The following is a 17181-nucleotide window of genomic DNA, read 5'->3' as shown; positions in this document are numbered from 1 at the left end:
TCGCTGGAGCCGGCCGGGCTCATCCTCGGCGCCCATCGGCGTCGGCGATCGCCTGCGCGAGCACGAGGTCCTCCCACGACATGCCGGCGCTCTTGAACACGACGGGCCGCCCGCCGCGAAGGCCGCGGCTGCCTCGCACGAGGTCGCCCATCGGGATGAGGTCGTCGGCAGCGAGGTGCCCCTCGTCGATCGCCAGCACCACGTCGCCGCACTCGCGGAGCGCCGCGCCGATGTCCTCCACGATCACGTCCGACCGGCCGAGCAGGGCCCCCGGCAGCTCGCGCGCATCCGGCGAGTGCGAGCCCACGGCGACGACGACCGCGTCGTCGCGCACGACCTCGTCGTCGAACAGCGGAGTCGAGGCGGTCGTCGTGCAGAGGATGAGCCCCGCGGCACGGGTCGCGGCCACGGCCTCCTCGCTGCCCGCCGCCACGACCGCATCGAAGTCGGCACCCGTCGTCACGCGGGCGGGGGAGCGGACCACCGAGGTGACGCTGCCCACGAGTCGAGTGCCCTCGAGCACCGCGCGGACGGTGCGCACGTGCGCTCGGGCCTGCGGGCCCGCCCCGAACACGACGATGTCCAGCGTTCCGGAGTCACGCTCGAGCGCATCCCTGATCGCCGCGACCGAGACCGCGGACGTGCGGATGTCGGTGAGCGCGGGCCCGTCGATGAGCGCGCGCGGGCTGAGCGTCGCCGAGTCGAACAGCACGTAGAGGCCCTGGATGCGCGCGAGGCCCCTCGCAGGGTTGTCGGGCGCGATCGTGAGCACTTTGATGCCGGTGCTCGTTGCCGTCTCCGCGGGCATGAGCAGGAACTCGCCGCCATCGAGCTGCTCGAAGATGCGCGCGTGGTCGGCCTCGGGACGCAAGCCGTCCGCGAGGGCACGGCGCAGCGCATCCACGGCTGCCGTGGGCGTGAGCAGGGCCTCGACATCGCTCGCGTCGAGGAAGGGGATGCCGGCGCTCATCGCAGCACGAACCCGGGGGTCATCTCGTCGCTCGGGTCGACCTCGAAGACGTGCTCCCCGGTCTTGTGGGCGATGCCGGAGACCTGGGTCGTCGTCGCCCGGTGGCCGGCCTCGACGCCTTCCGCCACGACCCGAGCCAGGAACCGCGAGCCCACGATCGAGTCGTGCACCAGCTCTGCGCCGACGGGCAGCGTGCCCTCCTCGGTCAGCGTGGCGACCCGCGCGCACGTGCCGGACCCGCACGGCGAGCGGTCGAGCTCTCCGTCCGCGAAGATCGTCGCGTTGCGCTGGTGCACGACGCCGTCCGCGCTGTGGTCCGAGTACAGGATCGTGCCGTAGATGCCGCTCAGGCGTCGGTCGCTCGGGTGCTCGGCGTGCGCCGAGTCGTTCAGGAGCCACTTCACCTCGCGGCCGAACGCGATGACCGCGCTCACGTCCTCCGGCTCGATGGACAGCCCGACCGCGGTCGCGTCGACCTGCGCGTAGATGGCCCCTGCGAAGGTGATGTCGGCGAGCACGTCACCGCGGGATGTCTGCACGGGCACCCGTCGCGCGAGCACGTACCCGGGCACGTTGATGAAGTCGGCCCCGGTGACGGTGCCATCGGCGGCTGTGCGGACCCGGGCCGTCACTCTCCCCGAGGGGACGTCGATGATGACGTCCGTCGTCCCGCTCTCGTGGGCGGCCACGAGTCCGCTCTCGATCGCCCACACGCCGAGAGCGATCGTGCCGTGTCCGCAGGCCGTCGAGAAGCCGTCCTTGTGCCAGAAGAGCACCCCGAGGTGAGCGCCGGCATCGTCCGGCTCGACGATGAATCCGCCGTACATGTCGGCGTGACCTCGCGGTTCGAAGCAGAGGAGGCGACGGGCACGGTCGACCTCGGGGGAGGCTGCGGCGAAGACGCGCCTGCTGGCGACGTCGTCGCCGTCGATCGGGATGCCGAGGTCTGGGACGATGCGGAACGGCTCGCCGGCCGTGTGGTAGTCGATCGTCGCGAATCGTTCGCGCATGATGCCTCCCCCTCGATTGCAATTGCAATAACACTACGCGGTGTCAGGCGCACGAGCGAGGGGGCTGACACGCGACGCGCGCGTGCTTCGAAGTTGACCTAGAACATAGGTACGATGGCGGGGTCATGAACTCGTACCTGCTCCATGCCGACGCCGATGCGTTCTTCGCGTCGGTCGCCCTGCGGGATCGGCCGGAGCTCGCGGCCAAGCCCGTCGCCGCAGTGGCGCACCTCTTCATCGCGAGCGCCAACTACCCGGCCCGCGAGTACGGCATCCACGCGGGCATGCTCGTGACCGAAGCGCGAGAGCTGTGCCCGCGCATCCTCCTCGTCGAGTCCTACCGGCAGGAGGTCGAGGCGGTGGGGGATGCGCTCTTCGCCCTCTTCGACTCGGTCGCCAGAGGTATCGAGCCCGGCTCCATCGAGGAGGCGTTCCTCGATGTCGGAGCGACGACGCCAGAGGCAGCGCTCGAGGTGGCGCACGAGCTGCGACGGCGTGCCGCCACCGAACTGCGCATCCCGGTCAGCGTCGGCATCGGCCGCACGAAGCTGATGGCGAAGCTCGCGTCACGCAACGCGAAGCCCGACGGGGTGCACGTCATCGACCCGGTGCGCGAACTCGAGCTGCGCACGGAGCTGCCCATCGGCGACGTCTGGGGCATCGGATCCCGCACCGAGGCGAGGCTCATCAAGCTCGGCGTCGCGCGCATCGGCGACGTCGACGTCATCCCGCGCGACGAGCTGCTCCGCGTGTGCGGCACGGCCATGGCGAGACGGCTGTGGCGCATCCGCGCCGGCACCGACGAGGCCATGATCTCGCCCATCAGGCACCGAACGACGCTCACCTCCGAGTCGTCGACATCCGGGTACGCCCGCGCGGATCGCACGCCCGTCGAGGTCGTCGAGGGCTGCGTCGAACGCGTCTGCCACCGCGCCACCCGCGCCGGCCTCAGCGCGACCGGCATCAAGCTGGAGCTGCGCCCGACCGGTCTCGGCCCCATTCGTGAGAAGTACCAGGGCATCGACTCCAGCGCTTCGTTCGACGTGTGGATGCCCGTGGCCGAGCGGCTGCTCGTCGCCTCGAAGGCGACCGAGATCGAGTCGGCCAGCGTGACCCTCACGGGCCTCCTGCCCGTCGAACTGGTGCAGCCGACGCTCTTCTGAGGCATCCGCGCGGTTTCGTCCGCCCGCCACCCTGCCTCTACGCTGAACTGCAGATCGCGGGATGCGCGAGCGGATGAGACGAGGACCCCACGATGAGCAGCACCGTCGAGCCGCGCGAGCGCATCCTGCGCCCCATCTCGGCCGGCGTCGTGTCGGCGCTCGTCGCGTTCACGAGCTCGTTCATCGTCGTGCTGACCGGCCTGACCGCCGTCGGCGCCAGCGCAGACCAGGCATCCAGCGGGCTCCTCGCCGTCAGCGTCACCATGGGCCTCGGCTGCATCCTCCTCGCGAGCTGGACCCGCCTGCCCATCACGGTCGCCTGGTCCACGCCCGGAGCGGCGCTGCTCGCGGCGACGGGCACGCTCGAGGGCGGGTGGCCCGTCGCCGTCGGCGCGTTCCTCGTCACGGGCATCCTCATCATCGTCACGGGCCTCATCCCGCAGCTCGGCGCCGTGGTGGCGCGGATCCCCGTCTCCGTCGCCCAGGCCATGCTCGCGGGGGTGCTGTTCCAGCTCTGCCTCGGCCCGATCACCGGCATGGCCGAGAACCCGCTCGCCGTGGCGCCGGTCGTCGTCGCCTGGCTGCTCGCGCTGCGCTTCCTGCCGCGCTGGGCCGCGCCCATCGCGTTCCTCGTCGCCGCGATCGTCATCGGCGTGCACATCGTGGCCTCCGGGGCGTCGATCGACGCCGCTGACCTGGCGCCGCGCATCCAGTTCACGGCACCGGAGTTCTCCGTCACCGGGATGATCGGCATCGCGCTTCCCCTGTACCTCGTGACGATGGCCTCCCAGAACGTGCCAGGCGTCGCCGTCATGAAGGGGCTCGGCTACGACGTCCCCTGGCGTCGCTCACTCCTCGTGACGGGCATCGGCACCGTCGCTGGAGCCCCGGCAGGTGGGCACGCCATCAACCTCGCCGCCATCAGCGCCGCCCTCGCGGCCGGCCCGGAGGCCGGAGAGGACCGTTCGCGCAGGTGGATCGCCAGCGTCACCAACGGGGTCGTCGTCATCGTCCTCGGCGTCGCGTCCGCTGCGTTCGGCGCGCTGGTGCTCCTCGCCCCGGCCGGTGTCATCGCCGCCGTCGCCGGACTCGCGCTGATCGGCACGCTCGCCTCCTCGCTCAAGGCCGCCCTCGCCGAGACCGGGGAACTCGTGCCGGCCGTCGTCGCGTTCGCGACCGCCGCGTCCGGCATCGCCATCGGGGGCATCAGCGCCGCCTTCTGGGCGCTGGTCGCTGGCCTCGTCGTGCGCTTCGTCGTGCGCCCGCGCCGTGCGCCCGCCCAGGGCTGAGTTGTGGTCGCCACGATCGCGGAATGACGACCAGAAGTCCGCCGCGGACTGGTACCGACCGAGGCGACGCGCTCAGTCGTTGCGCGGCGCGGTGAGCCTCACGACGACGAGGAAGACGGCGAGCGCGGCGACCGCACCCACGATCGCGGAGGTCCAGTTCGGCAGGGAGAAGGGGTCGCTCGTGCTGCTCCAGAAGAGCACGCTGCCGAGCCAGCCGCCGAAGAGCGCACCCAGCGCGCCGACGAAGAGCGGCGCGATCCAGTCGTCCCGACGGCGAGACGGGAGGAAGCGCTTCGCGACCACCCCCGCGAGGAGGCCGATGGCGAGAAAGGCGAAGTAGCTCACGCGTGCTCCTGAGGTTCTTGGGACGATTCGATGGGCTTCAGCTCCCGGTACGCGAACGGCGGGGGCTCTGCGACCGGAACGAGGACGACATCCCGCAGCTTCCAGTCGAGCCCACGACAATCCTCCGTGAGGCGCTGCAGTTCCGCCAACTCGAGTGCAACGCCGTCGCGCGGCACGATGAACACCTCCGCCTGCAGCTCATGCCCCTGGTCGCGCACCCGGCACCCGACATCCGCCACCCAGTCGCGCGCCTCCACGAACGTGTTGAGCTGCCCCGCCAGCGGGTGCGGGCGCTCCCCGTCGTAGGTGCGCGCCTGCTCATCCATGAGGTCGAGCACCGCGATGCGGAGGTTGCGAACCCCGTCATAGAGGATGCTCGCCGAGATGAAGAGCGCCGCGACGGAGTCGAGCCACCAGATGCCGATGCCGATCCCCGCGACCCCGACGGCCGATCCGACCGCCGTCTGCCAGTCGGCCTTGTTCATGTCGGCGTCGGCGTACAGCACCTTGTCGTGCAGCTTCGCGGCGAGCTTCATCTTGTGGTGCCCGATGATGACCGGTGGCCACGCGATGAAGAGCATGACGCCGATCATCAGCCAGCCGAGCCAGATCTGCTGCCCGAACAGCTCAACTGAGCCGATCGTGGGGTGCTCCTGTGCGAGCAGCCCGGAGCTCGAGTCGACGATCAGGAACACGGCCATCGAGGTCAGTGCGATGCCGGACACGAGGTGCCCGATGCCCACGGCCCGGTGGTAGCCGTACGGATGCTCGACCGTCGCGGCCCTTCGGCTGATGCGAGCGGCGAGGAGGAACGCGAACGGCGGGATGAACGACAGCATGTCCTCGAGCCAGGCGGCTTTCATGGCCTGTGAGTTGCCGAGCACCAGGTAGACGAGTGTGACGGTGACGGCCAGGAAGCCGATCGTGATCCACTCGAGCCGGATCGCCTTCCTGCGGACCTCGTCGTGGGCGTCGCTCATGAGGTCGCCTCGGCGAGGTACGTCTCGAGTTCGACGAGGAAGGCGTTCTCGCCCATGGGGGTGAGCATCACGTGGGAGACCTTGCCGCCCGCGGCGTCCTCGGTCTCCAGGAACGGCTGCGTCGAACCGGCCTTGTCGACGTAGAGGGAGTCGTCGCGGAAGCCGGCGATTGCGAGGTCGAGCGTGCCGTCCTCGAGCCCCTGGACGAGCGCGGCCTCGGAGCCGTCGACCCACGTGATCGAGGCGCCGAGCTCGTCGGCGAACGCCTCCACGAGGTCGACTTCGACGCCGGTCGGGTCCGCCCCCTCGGCGATCCCAGTGAACGGAGGGTTATGGGAGATGCCGACGCGGAGCTCACCGCCACGAACCCGGTCGAGGGTCCCGTCCGGGTCGGTCGGGACGCTCATCCCGCACCCGCACAGCATCAGCACGGCGGTCGCGACCGCCACCACCGCGGCGATCGCCCGCCGCACTCTCGTCAACTCCCAGAAGCGCAGAGCCATGTCATCAGGTTAGGAGTTGTCGCTGTGCTCGAGCTCAGCACTCCGCGGCTGGCCGGGTTCCTGGACGACGACGCATGGCTCGTCGCCGAGACCGCCCTCGAGGAGGCCGAGCTCGCGAAACGCCCGCAGCCAGCCGACCATCGGCCACACCCGCCAGCGCTCGCGGAACAGGTTCGCGTTTCGTGCGATGTCGTGAAGGTGCTGAACCGGCGGATTCGAGGTGGGGTGCCACTGGTGGTAGGCGCGCGCACCGCCGACCCAGGCGAGCCCCACGCCCAGGTTCCCCGCGACTCGCGCGAAGTCGGTGTCCTCGGCGCCGTACCCGCGGTAGCCCTCGTGGAAGCCGCCGATGCGACGCCAGTTGTCGGCGGTCACGGCGAAGGAGAGCGACCAGAAGAGGTTGCGGTCCTCACCGAGCTGCACCTCGCCAGCCGCCGGGGCGGGGCGAGCGGGATGCGGGGCGTCCTTCAGCTCCACGCGTTCCGCGTCGTAGCCGTTCGGCCCAGGGGGCTCGAGGTAGGTGACCGGGCCGCTGAGCAGGCTCGACGCCCAGCGCGGATCCTGCGCCGCGTCCTGGTAGGCCTCGACGAGCCCACGGCCGGGGATGCAGTCCACGTCGAGGAACACGAGCAGCTCGGCTCCCCGCTCCAGTGCGACCCGCGCGCCTTCGTTGCGCGCGGCGGCGAGGGGGAGCACGCTCGCATCTGCGGGCATCTCGACGGTCGTTCCGGGCAGCAGGCCGTCGGAGATGAGCTCAGCGATCTGCGGATCGCCCATCGCGATGACGATGGCATCGTCCGCGGGCACCGACTGCCTGAGGAGCCCCCGTCGCTGCTCCAGCAGATGACGATGGCGCCCGTGCGCCAGCGTGATGGTGGCGGTCTTCACCGGCTCGCCATCCGATCGAGCAGCGCGGCCGCTCGCAGCGCGCCGCCCCCGTCGTTCCACGTCGCCCACTGTCTGCCGTCGAGCTTGGACGCGTCGTCGAGGAGCCCCGCCCAGTCGTCGCGGTCGAACGTCTCGGCCACGATGACCGGCAGGTTCGGCGTCGCCGCGAGCACGCGCGCCGAGGTGATCTGCTCGTCGTGAGGTCGGGGCTGCGGCACGACGACCGCGGGAACCTGCGCCGCGGCGACATCCGCGATCGCACCCTGGCCCGCGTGCGTGATGACCAGCGACGCCTCGCGGATGCGGGGGCCTGGGTCGGCGACGCGGTTGCCCGGCGTCGTCCCGATCTCGTCCCACTCGACCCCCGGCGTCTGTCGTTTCGCTTCGCGGATCTGCGCCGACGTCATTCCGCCGCCGCCCGAACCGGCGAGCACGAGCACGCGCCTGATGGGGCCGGGCCCAGCGCCGTGGCCTCGCTCAGCAGCCGAGATCGCGCCGACCTGGTGGATGCGCGCTTCGATGTGGGAGGGAACGCCTGGCAGCATTCCGGTGATGCCGACGGGCCAGGCCGCGAGGATCGCATCGGACAGGCCGAAGCCCAGCGTGTGCGGCGCGTCGGTGCGCACCCCGGGGAGCGCCACCGAGACGACGGGAACCCCGTGGAGCCTCGCCAGCGCGGCCACCTCGACGGAGACGTCGGAGACGAAGACGGTGGGTGCGGTCTCTGCGATCCAGGCGGAGATGCGGGCCATGCGACGCCGCATGCCCTCGTCGTCGACGGGTGCCCAGTGCAGCGCGCCGTTCGCGGTCGGCTCGAGGGGCGAGAGCGCCATGTCGTCGCGCTCGAGCCGAACCCAGGGTCCGAGCCAGGCGTCGGGCTTCGCGAGCGTCGAGAGCCCGGTGACCGGGAGCGAGCACTCACGGGCGATGGCGAGCGCACGGCGCGCGTGCCCGCCGCCCTGATGGTGGACGTAGTAGCCGATGATGCCCGTGGCCGCCGAATCGCCGGTGTTCGCGCCGTTCGCGCCCGAGATGGTCATGCGGCTACCCGCCCTTCTGTCACCGAGCGCAGCAGCGCTTCGTACTCGTCGACCATCCGCTCGAGCGAGCAGAAGGTCACCGCGCGTTCCCGCGCGCCTGCTCGGGGCAGGTCCGCCGCCTGCAGCAGGGAAGCTGCGAGTGCGTGGATGTTGTCAGCGGCGGCGAGGCGTCCGCTGCGGTCGTCGAGGATCTCGCGCAGCGCACCGCGGTCGAACGCGGCGACGGGGGTGCCCGCGGCGAGCGACTCAGCGGCCACGAGCCCGTACGGTTCGTCCCAGCGCGGGGTCACGAGCGTGACGCTCGCCCGACGGAGGTGCTCGAAGAGAGCATCATGGTCGAGGTGCCCGAGGTAGCGGACGCTCTCGCTGAGTCGCGGGCGGATCGCGGACTCGAAGTAGCCGCTGTCGTAGGCGGGCCCCGCGATGTCCAGTGGGACGCCGGCGAGGTTCGCGGCGTCGATCGCGAACTCGAGTCCCTTCTCCGGCACGATGCGCCCCGACCAGAACGCTGGCCCGCCTCCGTCGCCTGGACGAAGGCGCTCGGTGTCCACGCCATTGAGGATCACCGAGCAGTCGATGCTGTCCGACCACGCCTCCCGCATGTGGGAGCTGACCGCGACGAACGTGCTGGCGGACCCGTCGACCCGAACCGCCGACTCGATCCAGCCGACGGGGGGAGTGTGCAGCGTGGTGACGACGGGAACATCGAGCAGTCCCGACATGGCCACCGGGAGGTGGTGGATGCTCACGTTGAGGACCGCGTCGAACCGGTCGCCCGAGTTCCGGGCGAGATCCACCATGAGCGAGAGGTACGCGTGATGCTCGCTCATCCACTCGGCCGGCATGGCCCCGACGTCGCGCCGTGCGGTCTCGCTCATCGAGAAGTCCGCGACGTCGAGGAATTCCACGCCGAGACTAGGGTCGGAGCCGGGGGCCGCGAACAGCGTGACCTGGTGACCGCGGCGCTTGAGCGCTGTGATCAACGCGTGCGTGTGCGCCTCGAGACCACCGGCGAATGGCTCTCTGATGGGGAAGCGGGAGGGGCCGATGACGCAGATCCTCATCGGGCCACCCGCACTCGAGTCAGCACTGCGTCGTAGATGTCGGCATGTGCGGCCGCGATCTCATCTCGCTGCGACGCCCGGAACTCAGGGGCGTGGCGAGGCGTGACGGCTCGTGACGCGGCGAGCACCGCGTCCCGCAGCGAATCGGCGTCGAGTGCGTCGGACGCGCGCCGGTACGTGAAGACCGGCCCCTGATCGTCGTAGAAGCCCACGTCGGGGGCGATGACGGCCGTGCCGAGGTCGAGGCACGCCTCCAACCACCCCGAGTGCGTCCCGAAGCGGTAGGGGAGCACCGACGCGTCGAGCGAAGCCAGGTAGCGCCACAGCTCGGCGTCGCTCAGATAGTCGTGGATGCGCAGCCTGATGCTGCCCGAGTCCGCGAGCTCCCGCAGACGCGAGGCGAGCGTCTCTTCGTACTTGGCCCCATCCGAATCGAGGATCTCACGGTGCCCGTTGACGTGGATGACGATCGAAGGCTCGACACGCGCCAGCTCGGCGAGCGCCTCGACGACGGGTAGCGGCTCCATGCTCGCCCGCAGGCTCTTCGCGTGCACGCCCACGTGGAACTCGCCGCTCGTGTCTGCACGCTCCGCAAGAGCGGTCTCGACTTCAGCAGGTTCGACGATGTGCGGGTGAGGGATCACGACCGGTCGTCTGCCCCACCGTCGTTCGATCTCGTCCGCAGCCCCTTCCGTGAGGGTGATGAGCTCATCCGCCGCGGGGATCAGGATGTCGAGGTGCGCGATGTGGGCCTCGGGCGTCGCGTGGTGCGGGTTCGTGAGGTCGTGCACGGTGTACACGAGCGGCTTGCCTTCGCGGCGGAGTGCATCCACGATCTCCGCGAGCACATCCTGCGAGAGCGCGTCGAACCCGAAGTGCACGTGGAAGACGTCGAACTCGTCGGCGTGGTCCGTGATCCACTCCGGCTCCAGCATGCGCGGTGGCCACCAGCGCTCGGCTGCGATCCGGGCGGAGCCATCGGGGTGGGGGTCCGGGAGTCGGACGATGGTGGCGCGCGATGGATCTGGCGTGACGGTCGAGAGGTGCCTGACGTAGACGTGTCCTGCGGGGACGCTCGCAATCCGGATGGTTCGACGGAGGTCGTCGTCGACGTCTGAGCTTCTGGGGGATGGCACCCCTCCACCTAAACAGCTTCAACAGGGGAGCGTCGCGCTCTTGACAGTCCTTAACCATCGTGCATGCGTCCGCCCGGTCCTGTGGGCCGGCCCAGATTCGGGTCAGTCGCCCGGGTTCGGCTCCACGATGACGAGACCGACGCCGGGGCCGACGAGCAGATTCGCTGGCTCGAGGCGTCCTTCACCGCGGTCACCGCGCACCCAGAACCACTCTCCGCTCGCGACGCGAGCAAGGATCTCGGCCCGGAACGTCTCGATGTCGTCGACGAGCTTCGAGAACGTCTCGCCCTGGTAGAGGAGCTCGATCCTGGTCTGTCCGTTCATGACGCCCTCTCTGCGGGTTCAGCGATCACGGCCAGGCCGGCCTGCGAATTGGCGCCTTGCACCAGTGCCTCAACCCACGATCGATTGATGTGCACCTGACGGCTGCCGAGGAACTTGAAGCGGATGGGGACTGCCGGGTGCATCCAGACGGTACTGCGACCGTCGCCACCTGCGTTGTTGTCCTTCCAGCTGAAGAAGAACGACTCGCCGCGGCGCAGCTTCGTGCCGATTGCGAGCTGAAGGTGCGCAAGCAGTCGGTCCTCGAAGTCGACGGTGACTTCGGAGTTGTAGATGAACTTCCCCACGCTGAACCCTGCTTTCTGGTCTGTCGCGCATTGTGTGCGCCGTCCATTATCACTGTCTCGGAGTCGACATTTCGACAGCTCGGTATCTAGAGCTCGTCGAGCCAGTCGGGATGCGGCACGCGCGGGTCGTTCGACGACCCTTCTTCGACGAGCGCCTCCGGCGCCCCGTGCTCTTCGGCGAGCCCTGCCCGGAGCCTCTGGAAGGTCGCGAGTGCCTCGCTGTCGTCGAACTCCGGGACCTCGGAAGTGACCGTCTCGGTTGCGATCTGACTCGAGGGCCCGACCAGGACGGAGAGCATGTTGTCCGAGCCGTCAGCGTGGCGCACCGGAATCTCGACGATGCCTGCCTGCTGGACAGCGGCAAGCGCAGCCGCATACTCGACCAGCTCTTTCGCGATCCTCGTGCTCGTGAAGTAGACGCCACCTGCGTAGTGAAGTTGGTCCATCGTTTCCCCAGACGGTCGCGTGCGTGCAGAACCCCTTGAGTGTCCCAGGCCGAGTTGGGTGCGCTCGGAGTATTGCCTTCTGAACCGTTGTATGAAGCGGCGGCATGTGTTTCCCGAATGGAAACGCGGAATGAGGCCGCGTAACGCTACGCTCAGTGCAAATCCCATGCCTGGCAGTGCCTGATTGGAGTCCCTGATGTCTACCCCTCAGCTCGACGCCCCGCTCTACCCACCGCTCTACGGAGCCAGCTTCGGTCAGGCGGTGAAGCGGTTCTTCAAGAAGTACGCCGTCTTCTCGGGCCGGGCCAGTCGCAGCGAGTACTGGTGGTGGTGGCTGTTCGGCGTACTGGTCAACGCCGTGTTCTTCCTCATCGGCTCGCTCCTCGGCGGGCCTGGGACCATGGACTCGTCGGGTCAGTTCACGGGCGCGAGCGCCGGGTACACAGTGGTCTCCGTGATCCAGGGAATCTGGGGACTCGCGATCCTGATCCCAGGTTTCGCGCTCCTCTTCCGTCGCCTCCACGACACGAACCGCTCGGGCTGGTGGTGGCTCATCGGTCTCATCCCGCTCGTCGGTGCCATCGTGCTCCTCGTCTTCGTGCTCGGCTCTTCGCGCCCTGAGGGTGCACGCTTCGACACGCAATAGCGGGCGGGAGAGATGCACAGAACCGCCGCCCTCGCGTGAGGGCGGCGGTTCTGTGGTCTGCGAGCGGCTTGCCTGCCCCTCAGCGTTCGGGGGCCACGGCTTCCGCCACGGCGCCGAAGCGACCGAGGAGGCCCGAGAACACGCGCAGCTCCTCCGGCGTCCAGTCCCGCAGCACAGCGTGCAGGCGGTGTCGGTTGCGGGCACGCACCTCGGTGACCCGTTCGACGGCGAACGGCGTCGGCGTCAGGATGCGCGCCCGCCCGTCGTTCGGGTCCGACCCGACCGTCAGCAGCTCGAACTCCTCCAGCATCCGCACCTGCCGGCTCATGACGCTCTTGTCGACGGCGAGCTGCTCGCCGAGCGTGCCGGCGTGCGCCGTGCCGTGCTGCACCAGCGCGGAGAGGATCTTGTAGCCGATGGGCTGCAGCGACGGGTGCACTGCGACGGCCGACTCGCTCCACGTGGTGCGGACACGGCGGTAGAAGGTGCCGAGTTCCGTCTCCACCGCGGCGATCGCCTCCGTGAAGTCGGCGTCGTCTGGGGACTCTGGCATGGTCGCCATCTTAGGTGCGGTCCGCCCGCCGCCCCGAGTCGCCGAGGATCGGGATGGCCCCGGTGCGGGGGATGCCGACCACGGCCTCGGCGACCTCCACGAGGTCCTCCGATGCCGACTCCGCACCCGCGTGTCCGCTGGGGTTCTCCTCGCCCTTCGCCCGCTGCACGGCATTCTGCGTGCCGAGCTGCGCGTTCGGGAGGAACGAGACCGCGACGAGGGTGACGATCGCGAGCGGCAGCGCTGCGAGGAAGATGGCGCCGACCGAGGTGCCGTAGGCGTCCTCGACGAGGATCCGCAGCCACTCCGGGAGCGTCGCGAGCTGCGGGATGCTGCCACCCGCGAGCGACTGCGCGGCGAGGGCCTGCTGCTCAGGTGGCAGGGCGCGGACGCTCGTCGAGATCGTGTCCGCGACGACGGTTCCGAGAATCGACCCCATGACCGAGACGCCGATCGTGCCGCCGAGGCTGCGGAAGAACGTGACCGCACTCGTTGCGACGCCCATGTTCTTGACCTCCGCCTTGTTCTGCACGACAAGCACGAGGTTCTGCATGACCATGCCGACGCCGGCACCGAGCGCGAACATCGAGAGGCCAACGTAGAGATACGGGGTGTCGTAGTGGAGGCGGCTCAGCAGGAAGAGGCCGACGACCATGAGCGCGCTGCCCGTGACGACGAACGCCTTCCACTTCCCACGACGGCTGATGAGGTTGCCCACGATGGTGGAGGCGACGAGGAGGCCCGCCATCATCGGGATGGTGAGGATGCCCGACTCCGTCGGGGTCGCCCCTCGCGCGAGCTGCATGTACTGGCTGAGGAAGACGCTCGTGCCGAACATGGCGACGCCGACCGAGACGCTCGCGACGACCGCGAGGGTGAAGGTGCGGTCGCGGAAGAGCGTGAGCGGGATGAGCGGCGCCTTGACGCGCAGCTCGACGAGGACCGCGATGACGAGCAGCAGGACGCCGCCGCCGACCATGAGCCAGGAGGGGAGCGAGTTCCACTCGAACTGGGAGCCTGCGAGGGTCACCCAGATGAGGAGCAGCGAGACGCCGCTCGAGATGAGCACGATGCCGAAGTAGTCGATGCTCACCTTGCGCTTCTTCGGCTTCGGCAGGTGCAGCGTCACCTGCAGGAGGATGAGCGCCACGACCGCGAACGGGAGCCCCACGAAGAAGTTCCAGCGCCATCCGAACGCGTCGGTGATGACACCGCCGAGCAGGGGTCCGCCGACTGTGGCGAGCGCCATGACGGCACCGAAGAAGCCCGCGTAGCGGCCGCGCTCGCGGGGGCTGAGGATGTCGGCCATGACGATCTGGCTGAGCGCGCCGAGGCCACCGGCGCCGAGGCCCTGGAACACGCGCATCGTGATGAGCATGGACGTGTCCTGCGCGAAGCCGGCGATGGCGGAGCTCACGACGAAGATGACCAGCGAGATCTGCAGCAGCAGCTTGCGGTTCGTGAGATCGGCGAGCTTGCCCCAGATGGGGGTCGAGACGGTGGTTGCGAGGAGGGTCGCGGTCACCACCCAGGTGAACGCACTCTGGTCGCCCTTGAGGTCGCTGATGATGAGCGGCAGGGACGTGCTCACGACGGTCGATGCGAGCATCGACACGAACATGCCGAGCATGAGGCCCGAGAGGGCCTGGAGCACCTGGCGGCGGCTCATGCCTGACTCGGTGAGCGCTGCTGCTGGCTTGGTGCTGGGTCTGGGCTTCTTGCTAGACGACATCGACGCGGGGCCTCCTGATAGTTGACGACGGTCAACCATACATACATGGTTGACCGTCGTCAACTACCAGAAAGGGCCCCGCGAACGGGGCCCTGATCCTGCGTGCTGACGACTGCGGCGCAGTGCCTAGTCGATCTTGCGCTTGAGGTTGTCGAGGCCCTCCTTGGCGCCGTCCTTGACATCCTCGACCTTGTCCTTGAACCCGGCCTTCGCCTGGTCGGACCGGCCTTCGGCCTTCAGCGACTCGTTGCCGGATACCGCTCCTGCGGCTTCCTTCGCGCGTCCGCCGAGGTCTTCTGACTTGTTCTCAATTCGATCGTCGATTCCCATGGGGGGATGCTCTCAGGACAAGTTGGGTGCAGGCTGAGGCGCGGTCTGGACGACACTGCCGGGCGAGGATGCCTGAGCGAGGTCAGGCCCGCGGGTGCTGCTCGGCGGAGACCGACAGCGCCTCGAACACGGCGGCGACCGCCTCGTCGTCGCTGACGCCCAGCTCGCGTGCCTCGACCGCGAACGCACGCGCAGCTGCCGTGAGCCGCACATCCCCGTTCCGACCATCGGCAGTCACGAACGTGCCGGCGCGCCCGCGGCCCTCGACGACGCCCTGCTCCTCGAGCGCCGTGTAGCACTTCGCGACCGTGCCAGGCGCGACCCCGAGGGTCTCCGCGAGTGAGCGCACCGGGGGAAGTCGCTCACCAGGCTGGAGGTCGCCGCGCTCGACGGCGAGGATGATCGCGTCACGCAGCTGCCTGCCCGGCGCCTTCGACGAGTCGCCGCCGATCGCGAGGTGCTCGAAGAAGTCACCGGTGCTCATGCGCGAGGCCGCTTGCCTGGGCTCGTGTTCTCGTCGATCGCGGTCTCCGAACCCAGCGAGATCTCCTCGTCGTCATCCGGCTCGACCAGGTCATCGAACATCGCCGCGCTGACGGCCTCGTCGTGCTTCTTCGCACGCTGCGGGCCGAAGCCGAGCCACTTCCGAGTCGGGTAGTGGAGCTTCTCGCGCCGCCACCACAGCGTCGCGAGCACCAGCGTCGCGACGCTCGGTACGAGCGCCAGCCACGCGCCGTACGCAATCGGGTACTGGCCGTTCGCCGCATCCACACGCAGCGTCGCGAAGACGAACAGGAACAGGATGCCGAGCGTCGCGAGGGCGGCGTAGACCTGGAGGATCTTGGCCGAGATCACCGCGACACCGGAGATCCGCAAGATCAGCACCACGACGAGGCCGAGCAGGGGAATGGTCGGGACGAGCCCGAACAGGAAGGTGCCGAACCAGTTGTAGCCGAGCGCCTCGTCCATCTGGCTGAGGCCGGTGCCCGCCACGAACAGCTGCCAGCCGTTGAGCGTCGGGGCGATGCGGTTGAGGGGGATCTCGGAATTCCACCAGGGGAAGAACATCGTCACGAGCAGCAGCACCGCCAGCACGCCGAACGCGATCTGCTTGGGGCGGTAGGCCGGGTACGACGACATCGCCGCCGTGTCCTCGACCAGCGAATCGTCGTCCTGCGCAGTAGCCATGCCCCCAGCCTACGAGGCAGGTTCGCAATCGTGGCTCCGAACGCGCAGACTGGATGCGGCCCCTCACGAGGCCGAACGGTCTCAGGCGGCGAGAGGGGCAGCATGACGGAACGACACCACAGGCCCGTGCGCGTGCCATCGCAGGCGTTCGAAGCGCTCATCGGCGCCGACGACCCCGCGGCGGTGAGCCGCGTCGCCCACGACACGGCCAGGGCGCTGCTGCAGCGCGCGCGCGGCGAGGGGGACCAGGCCGTCGTCGCGCGTCTTGTCGCCTATGCCGACGAGCACGGCATCGACGAGATCGCCGAGCTCTGGGCCGGCGCCAGCTCACGATCGCTGCCGGGCGCACTGTGGCGTCTCTACCTGCTGCGGCAGGCCGTGCGAGCGAACCCCGCGGAGACGAGCTACCTCTTCCGTCGCGGCTACGAAGTCGACCGCTCGATCAGCTCCGTCGTCGCGGGAGCCGCCACACCGACTGGCCCAGAAGAGGTCGTCGCCCTCGCAGACCTCATCCTGCACGGCGCCTTCTCCGGAGACTTCGCGCTCGCGCTCGAGCGAGCAGCCGCCTTCTGCCGCGTCATGTCGCAGGGCGCGACCAGTCTCGCGAAAGACGAGGAAGGGCCCGCGCCGGCTCGGGCCAGGCAATCGACGCGTCGCGCCATCCGCTACCTCGAGATGGGCGACGACCTGCACGCCTCCGCCGGCATGTGGCGCCTCGACACCCTCGACTGAACTCTCACGCACGCACGCGCACGGGGCACCCGCCGGTTCCGCCCGCGACTTCGCCCGAATGGCTGTCAGAGGAGCTCCCGGACCACCCTTTGGGGCACGTCGCGTCCAGAGCGGGCGTCCGAGCGACCCTTTGCGGCGACTCGAATGCGGCATGACGCAGGACTTGTTCGCGGAGAGCCGATCCGGCTTCCGATGAGCCCGAGGTTCGGTAAACTCGACGTCGCCGGGCCGCAGTAACCCCGGGCTCCAATATTCGCCGCTGCGAGCGGCCTTCCGCCGAGAGGCGTTCCTGCGGCCTGGCTTTTCTCTTCCCCGCGGCCGCGCACCGCATCCGTCGTCTCGGGATGGAAACCTCGCATCGTTGCGGGAAGTTCTCCAGCACGAAGCGAGAATCCCACCCCGAGTCGCCGAGTCGCCGCGTCGCCGCGTCGCCGCGTCGCCGCGTCGCCTCGACGGCCGCGCGGTCCATCCGTCGTTTCGAGATGGGTTTCGCGCCTCGGGATGCGTTGCAACCCATCTGCATGCGCGCAACCCATC

21 protein-coding genes are annotated in these 17181 nt (G+C 69.3%); 4 read left to right on the top strand and 17 right to left on the bottom strand.

Annotation, left to right across the window (positions count from 1 at the left end):
- Positions 1 to 19: 19 nt before the first annotated feature.
- Together C5C17_RS13585 and C5C17_RS13580 are read right to left on the bottom strand one after the other, a co-directional pair.
- Positions 20 to 970, bottom strand: a complete 951-nt coding sequence (locus C5C17_RS13585) for an ornithine cyclodeaminase family protein (protein ID WP_104253927.1) — start codon at positions 968 to 970, stop codon at positions 20 to 22.
- On the bottom strand, positions 967 to 1980 hold the full coding sequence (locus tag C5C17_RS13580; RefSeq protein WP_104253926.1) for a proline racemase family protein: 1014 nt from the start codon (positions 1978 to 1980) through the stop codon (positions 967 to 969). The genes C5C17_RS13585 and C5C17_RS13580 overlap by 4 nt, the downstream gene beginning before the upstream one ends.
- Before the next feature lie 125 nt (positions 1981 to 2105).
- Between C5C17_RS13580 and C5C17_RS13575 the strand changes: the two genes are divergently transcribed.
- Positions 2106 to 3143, top strand: a complete 1038-nt coding sequence (locus C5C17_RS13575; RefSeq protein WP_104253925.1) for a DNA polymerase IV — start codon at positions 2106 to 2108, stop codon at positions 3141 to 3143.
- Between the two features lie 92 nt (positions 3144 to 3235).
- Positions 3236 to 4432, top strand: a complete 1197-nt coding sequence (locus tag C5C17_RS13570) for a benzoate/H(+) symporter BenE family transporter (RefSeq protein WP_104253924.1) — start codon at positions 3236 to 3238, stop codon at positions 4430 to 4432.
- Between the two features lie 72 nt (positions 4433 to 4504).
- On the opposite strand, the gene C5C17_RS13565 is transcribed toward C5C17_RS13570, so the two are convergent.
- The 10 genes from C5C17_RS13565 to C5C17_RS13520 form a co-directional block, all read right to left on the bottom strand.
- Positions 4505 to 4777: a GlsB/YeaQ/YmgE family stress response membrane protein gene (locus C5C17_RS13565; protein ID WP_104253923.1), complete on the bottom strand. Its 273-nt coding sequence runs from the start codon at positions 4775 to 4777 to the stop codon at positions 4505 to 4507.
- Positions 4774 to 5757, bottom strand: a complete 984-nt coding sequence (locus tag C5C17_RS13560; RefSeq protein WP_104253922.1) for a cation diffusion facilitator family transporter — start codon at positions 5755 to 5757, stop codon at positions 4774 to 4776. The genes C5C17_RS13565 and C5C17_RS13560 overlap by 4 nt, the downstream gene beginning before the upstream one ends.
- Positions 5754 to 6260 (bottom strand): transporter substrate-binding domain-containing protein, encoded by a 507-nt coding sequence (locus C5C17_RS13555; RefSeq protein ID WP_104253921.1) that lies wholly within the window; start codon positions 6258 to 6260, stop codon positions 5754 to 5756. Before C5C17_RS13555 ends, C5C17_RS13560 begins: the two co-directional genes overlap by 4 nt.
- Positions 6261 to 6269: 9 nt before the next feature.
- The gene (locus tag C5C17_RS13550; protein ID WP_146079181.1) at positions 6270 to 7148 is read right to left on the bottom strand and encodes a glycosyltransferase family 2 protein; all 879 of its coding nucleotides are present in this window, start codon (positions 7146 to 7148) and stop codon (positions 6270 to 6272) included.
- Positions 7145 to 8188 (bottom strand): glycosyltransferase, encoded by a 1044-nt coding sequence (locus tag C5C17_RS13545; protein ID WP_104253920.1) that lies wholly within the window; start codon positions 8186 to 8188, stop codon positions 7145 to 7147. The genes C5C17_RS13550 and C5C17_RS13545 overlap by 4 nt, the downstream gene beginning before the upstream one ends.
- Complete coding sequence (locus tag C5C17_RS13540) at positions 8185 to 9252, bottom strand: glycosyltransferase (RefSeq protein WP_104253919.1); 1068 nt, start codon at positions 9250 to 9252, stop codon at positions 8185 to 8187. Before C5C17_RS13540 ends, C5C17_RS13545 begins: the two co-directional genes overlap by 4 nt.
- The gene (locus tag C5C17_RS13535) at positions 9249 to 10388 is read right to left on the bottom strand and encodes a glycosyltransferase (RefSeq protein ID WP_181028605.1); all 1140 of its coding nucleotides are present in this window, start codon (positions 10386 to 10388) and stop codon (positions 9249 to 9251) included. The genes C5C17_RS13540 and C5C17_RS13535 overlap by 4 nt, the downstream gene beginning before the upstream one ends.
- 102 nt (positions 10389 to 10490) lie before the next feature.
- Positions 10491 to 10712, bottom strand: a complete 222-nt coding sequence (locus C5C17_RS13530; protein ID WP_104253918.1) for a hypothetical protein — start codon at positions 10710 to 10712, stop codon at positions 10491 to 10493.
- Positions 10709 to 11017: an ATP-dependent DNA ligase gene (locus tag C5C17_RS13525; RefSeq protein ID WP_104253917.1), complete on the bottom strand. Its 309-nt coding sequence runs from the start codon at positions 11015 to 11017 to the stop codon at positions 10709 to 10711. Before C5C17_RS13525 ends, C5C17_RS13530 begins: the two co-directional genes overlap by 4 nt.
- Before the next feature lie 86 nt (positions 11018 to 11103).
- Positions 11104 to 11463, bottom strand: a complete 360-nt coding sequence (locus tag C5C17_RS13520; protein ID WP_104253916.1) for a hypothetical protein — start codon at positions 11461 to 11463, stop codon at positions 11104 to 11106.
- A 196-nt stretch (positions 11464 to 11659) separates the two neighbouring features.
- Between C5C17_RS13520 and C5C17_RS13515 the strand changes: the two genes are divergently transcribed.
- Positions 11660 to 12109 carry a DUF805 domain-containing protein gene (locus C5C17_RS13515; protein ID WP_104253915.1) on the top strand — a complete coding sequence of 150 codons (450 nt, stop codon included), beginning with the start codon at positions 11660 to 11662 and terminating at the stop codon, positions 12107 to 12109.
- A gap of 79 nt (positions 12110 to 12188) precedes the next feature.
- On the opposite strand, the gene C5C17_RS13510 is transcribed toward C5C17_RS13515, so the two are convergent.
- The 5 genes from C5C17_RS13510 to C5C17_RS13490 form a co-directional block, all read right to left on the bottom strand.
- Positions 12189 to 12662 carry a MarR family winged helix-turn-helix transcriptional regulator gene (locus C5C17_RS13510; protein ID WP_181028604.1) on the bottom strand — a complete coding sequence of 158 codons (474 nt, stop codon included), beginning with the start codon at positions 12660 to 12662 and terminating at the stop codon, positions 12189 to 12191.
- Between the two features lie 10 nt (positions 12663 to 12672).
- Positions 12673 to 14331, bottom strand: coding sequence for an MDR family MFS transporter (locus C5C17_RS13505; protein ID WP_104253913.1), 1659 nt, complete (start codon positions 14329 to 14331; stop codon positions 12673 to 12675).
- A 189-nt stretch (positions 14332 to 14520) separates the two neighbouring features.
- The gene (locus tag C5C17_RS13500) at positions 14521 to 14724 is read right to left on the bottom strand and encodes a CsbD family protein (RefSeq protein WP_104253912.1); all 204 of its coding nucleotides are present in this window, start codon (positions 14722 to 14724) and stop codon (positions 14521 to 14523) included.
- Between the two features lie 82 nt (positions 14725 to 14806).
- Entirely contained in the window at positions 14807 to 15208 is a 402-nt protein-coding gene (locus C5C17_RS13495) for a GntR family transcriptional regulator (RefSeq protein WP_104253911.1), read from the bottom strand.
- Positions 15205 to 15912, bottom strand: coding sequence for a hypothetical protein (locus C5C17_RS13490; protein WP_104253910.1), 708 nt, complete (start codon positions 15910 to 15912; stop codon positions 15205 to 15207). Before C5C17_RS13490 ends, C5C17_RS13495 begins: the two co-directional genes overlap by 4 nt.
- Positions 15913 to 16014: 102 nt before the next feature.
- Between C5C17_RS13490 and C5C17_RS13485 the strand changes: the two genes are divergently transcribed.
- Entirely contained in the window at positions 16015 to 16644 is a 630-nt protein-coding gene (locus C5C17_RS13485) for a DNA-directed RNA polymerase subunit beta (RefSeq protein WP_104253909.1), read from the top strand.
- Positions 16645 to 17181 lie beyond the last annotated feature (537 nt).

This window comes from Pseudoclavibacter sp. RFBA6, from assembly GCF_002931575.1.
Classification (GTDB): Bacteria; Actinomycetota; Actinomycetes; order Actinomycetales; family Microbacteriaceae; genus Pseudoclavibacter; species Pseudoclavibacter terrae.
The sequence above is the reverse complement of the archived record's forward strand: the minus strand, read 5'-3'. Positions and strand labels throughout refer to the sequence as shown.

Bases quoted from the DNA above. Each gene is read 5' to 3' on its own strand.
- C5C17_RS13585 (WP_104253927.1), bottom strand. From the start codon at position 970: ATGAGCGCCGGCATCCCCTTCCTCGACGCGAGCGATGTCGAGGCCCTG.
- C5C17_RS13580 (WP_104253926.1), bottom strand. From the start codon at position 1,980: ATGCGCGAACGATTCGCGACGATCGACTACCACACGGCCGGCGAGCCG.
- C5C17_RS13575 (WP_104253925.1), top strand. From the start codon at position 2,106: ATGAACTCGTACCTGCTCCATGCCGACGCCGATGCGTTCTTCGCGTCG.
- C5C17_RS13570 (WP_104253924.1), top strand. From the start codon at position 3,236: ATGAGCAGCACCGTCGAGCCGCGCGAGCGCATCCTGCGCCCCATCTCG.
- C5C17_RS13560 (WP_104253922.1), bottom strand. From the start codon at position 5,757: ATGAGCGACGCCCACGACGAGGTCCGCAGGAAGGCGATCCGGCTCGAG.
- C5C17_RS13555 (WP_104253921.1), bottom strand. From the start codon at position 6,260: ATGGCTCTGCGCTTCTGGGAGTTGACGAGAGTGCGGCGGGCGATCGCC.
- C5C17_RS13545 (WP_104253920.1), bottom strand. From the start codon at position 8,188: ATGACCATCTCGGGCGCGAACGGCGCGAACACCGGCGATTCGGCGGCC.
- C5C17_RS13540 (WP_104253919.1), bottom strand. From the start codon at position 9,252: ATGAGGATCTGCGTCATCGGCCCCTCCCGCTTCCCCATCAGAGAGCCA.
- C5C17_RS13530 (WP_104253918.1), bottom strand. From the start codon at position 10,712: ATGAACGGACAGACCAGGATCGAGCTCCTCTACCAGGGCGAGACGTTC.
- C5C17_RS13520 (WP_104253916.1), bottom strand. From the start codon at position 11,463: ATGGACCAACTTCACTACGCAGGTGGCGTCTACTTCACGAGCACGAGG.
- C5C17_RS13515 (WP_104253915.1), top strand. From the start codon at position 11,660: ATGTCTACCCCTCAGCTCGACGCCCCGCTCTACCCACCGCTCTACGGA.
- C5C17_RS13510 (WP_181028604.1), bottom strand. From the start codon at position 12,662: ATGCCAGAGTCCCCAGACGACGCCGACTTCACGGAGGCGATCGCCGCG.
- C5C17_RS13505 (WP_104253913.1), bottom strand. From the start codon at position 14,331: ATGAGCCGCCGCCAGGTGCTCCAGGCCCTCTCGGGCCTCATGCTCGGC.
- C5C17_RS13500 (WP_104253912.1), bottom strand. From the start codon at position 14,724: ATGGGAATCGACGATCGAATTGAGAACAAGTCAGAAGACCTCGGCGGA.
- C5C17_RS13495 (WP_104253911.1), bottom strand. From the start codon at position 15,208: ATGAGCACCGGTGACTTCTTCGAGCACCTCGCGATCGGCGGCGACTCG.
- C5C17_RS13490 (WP_104253910.1), bottom strand. From the start codon at position 15,912: ATGGCTACTGCGCAGGACGACGATTCGCTGGTCGAGGACACGGCGGCG.
- C5C17_RS13485 (WP_104253909.1), top strand. From the start codon at position 16,015: ATGACGGAACGACACCACAGGCCCGTGCGCGTGCCATCGCAGGCGTTC.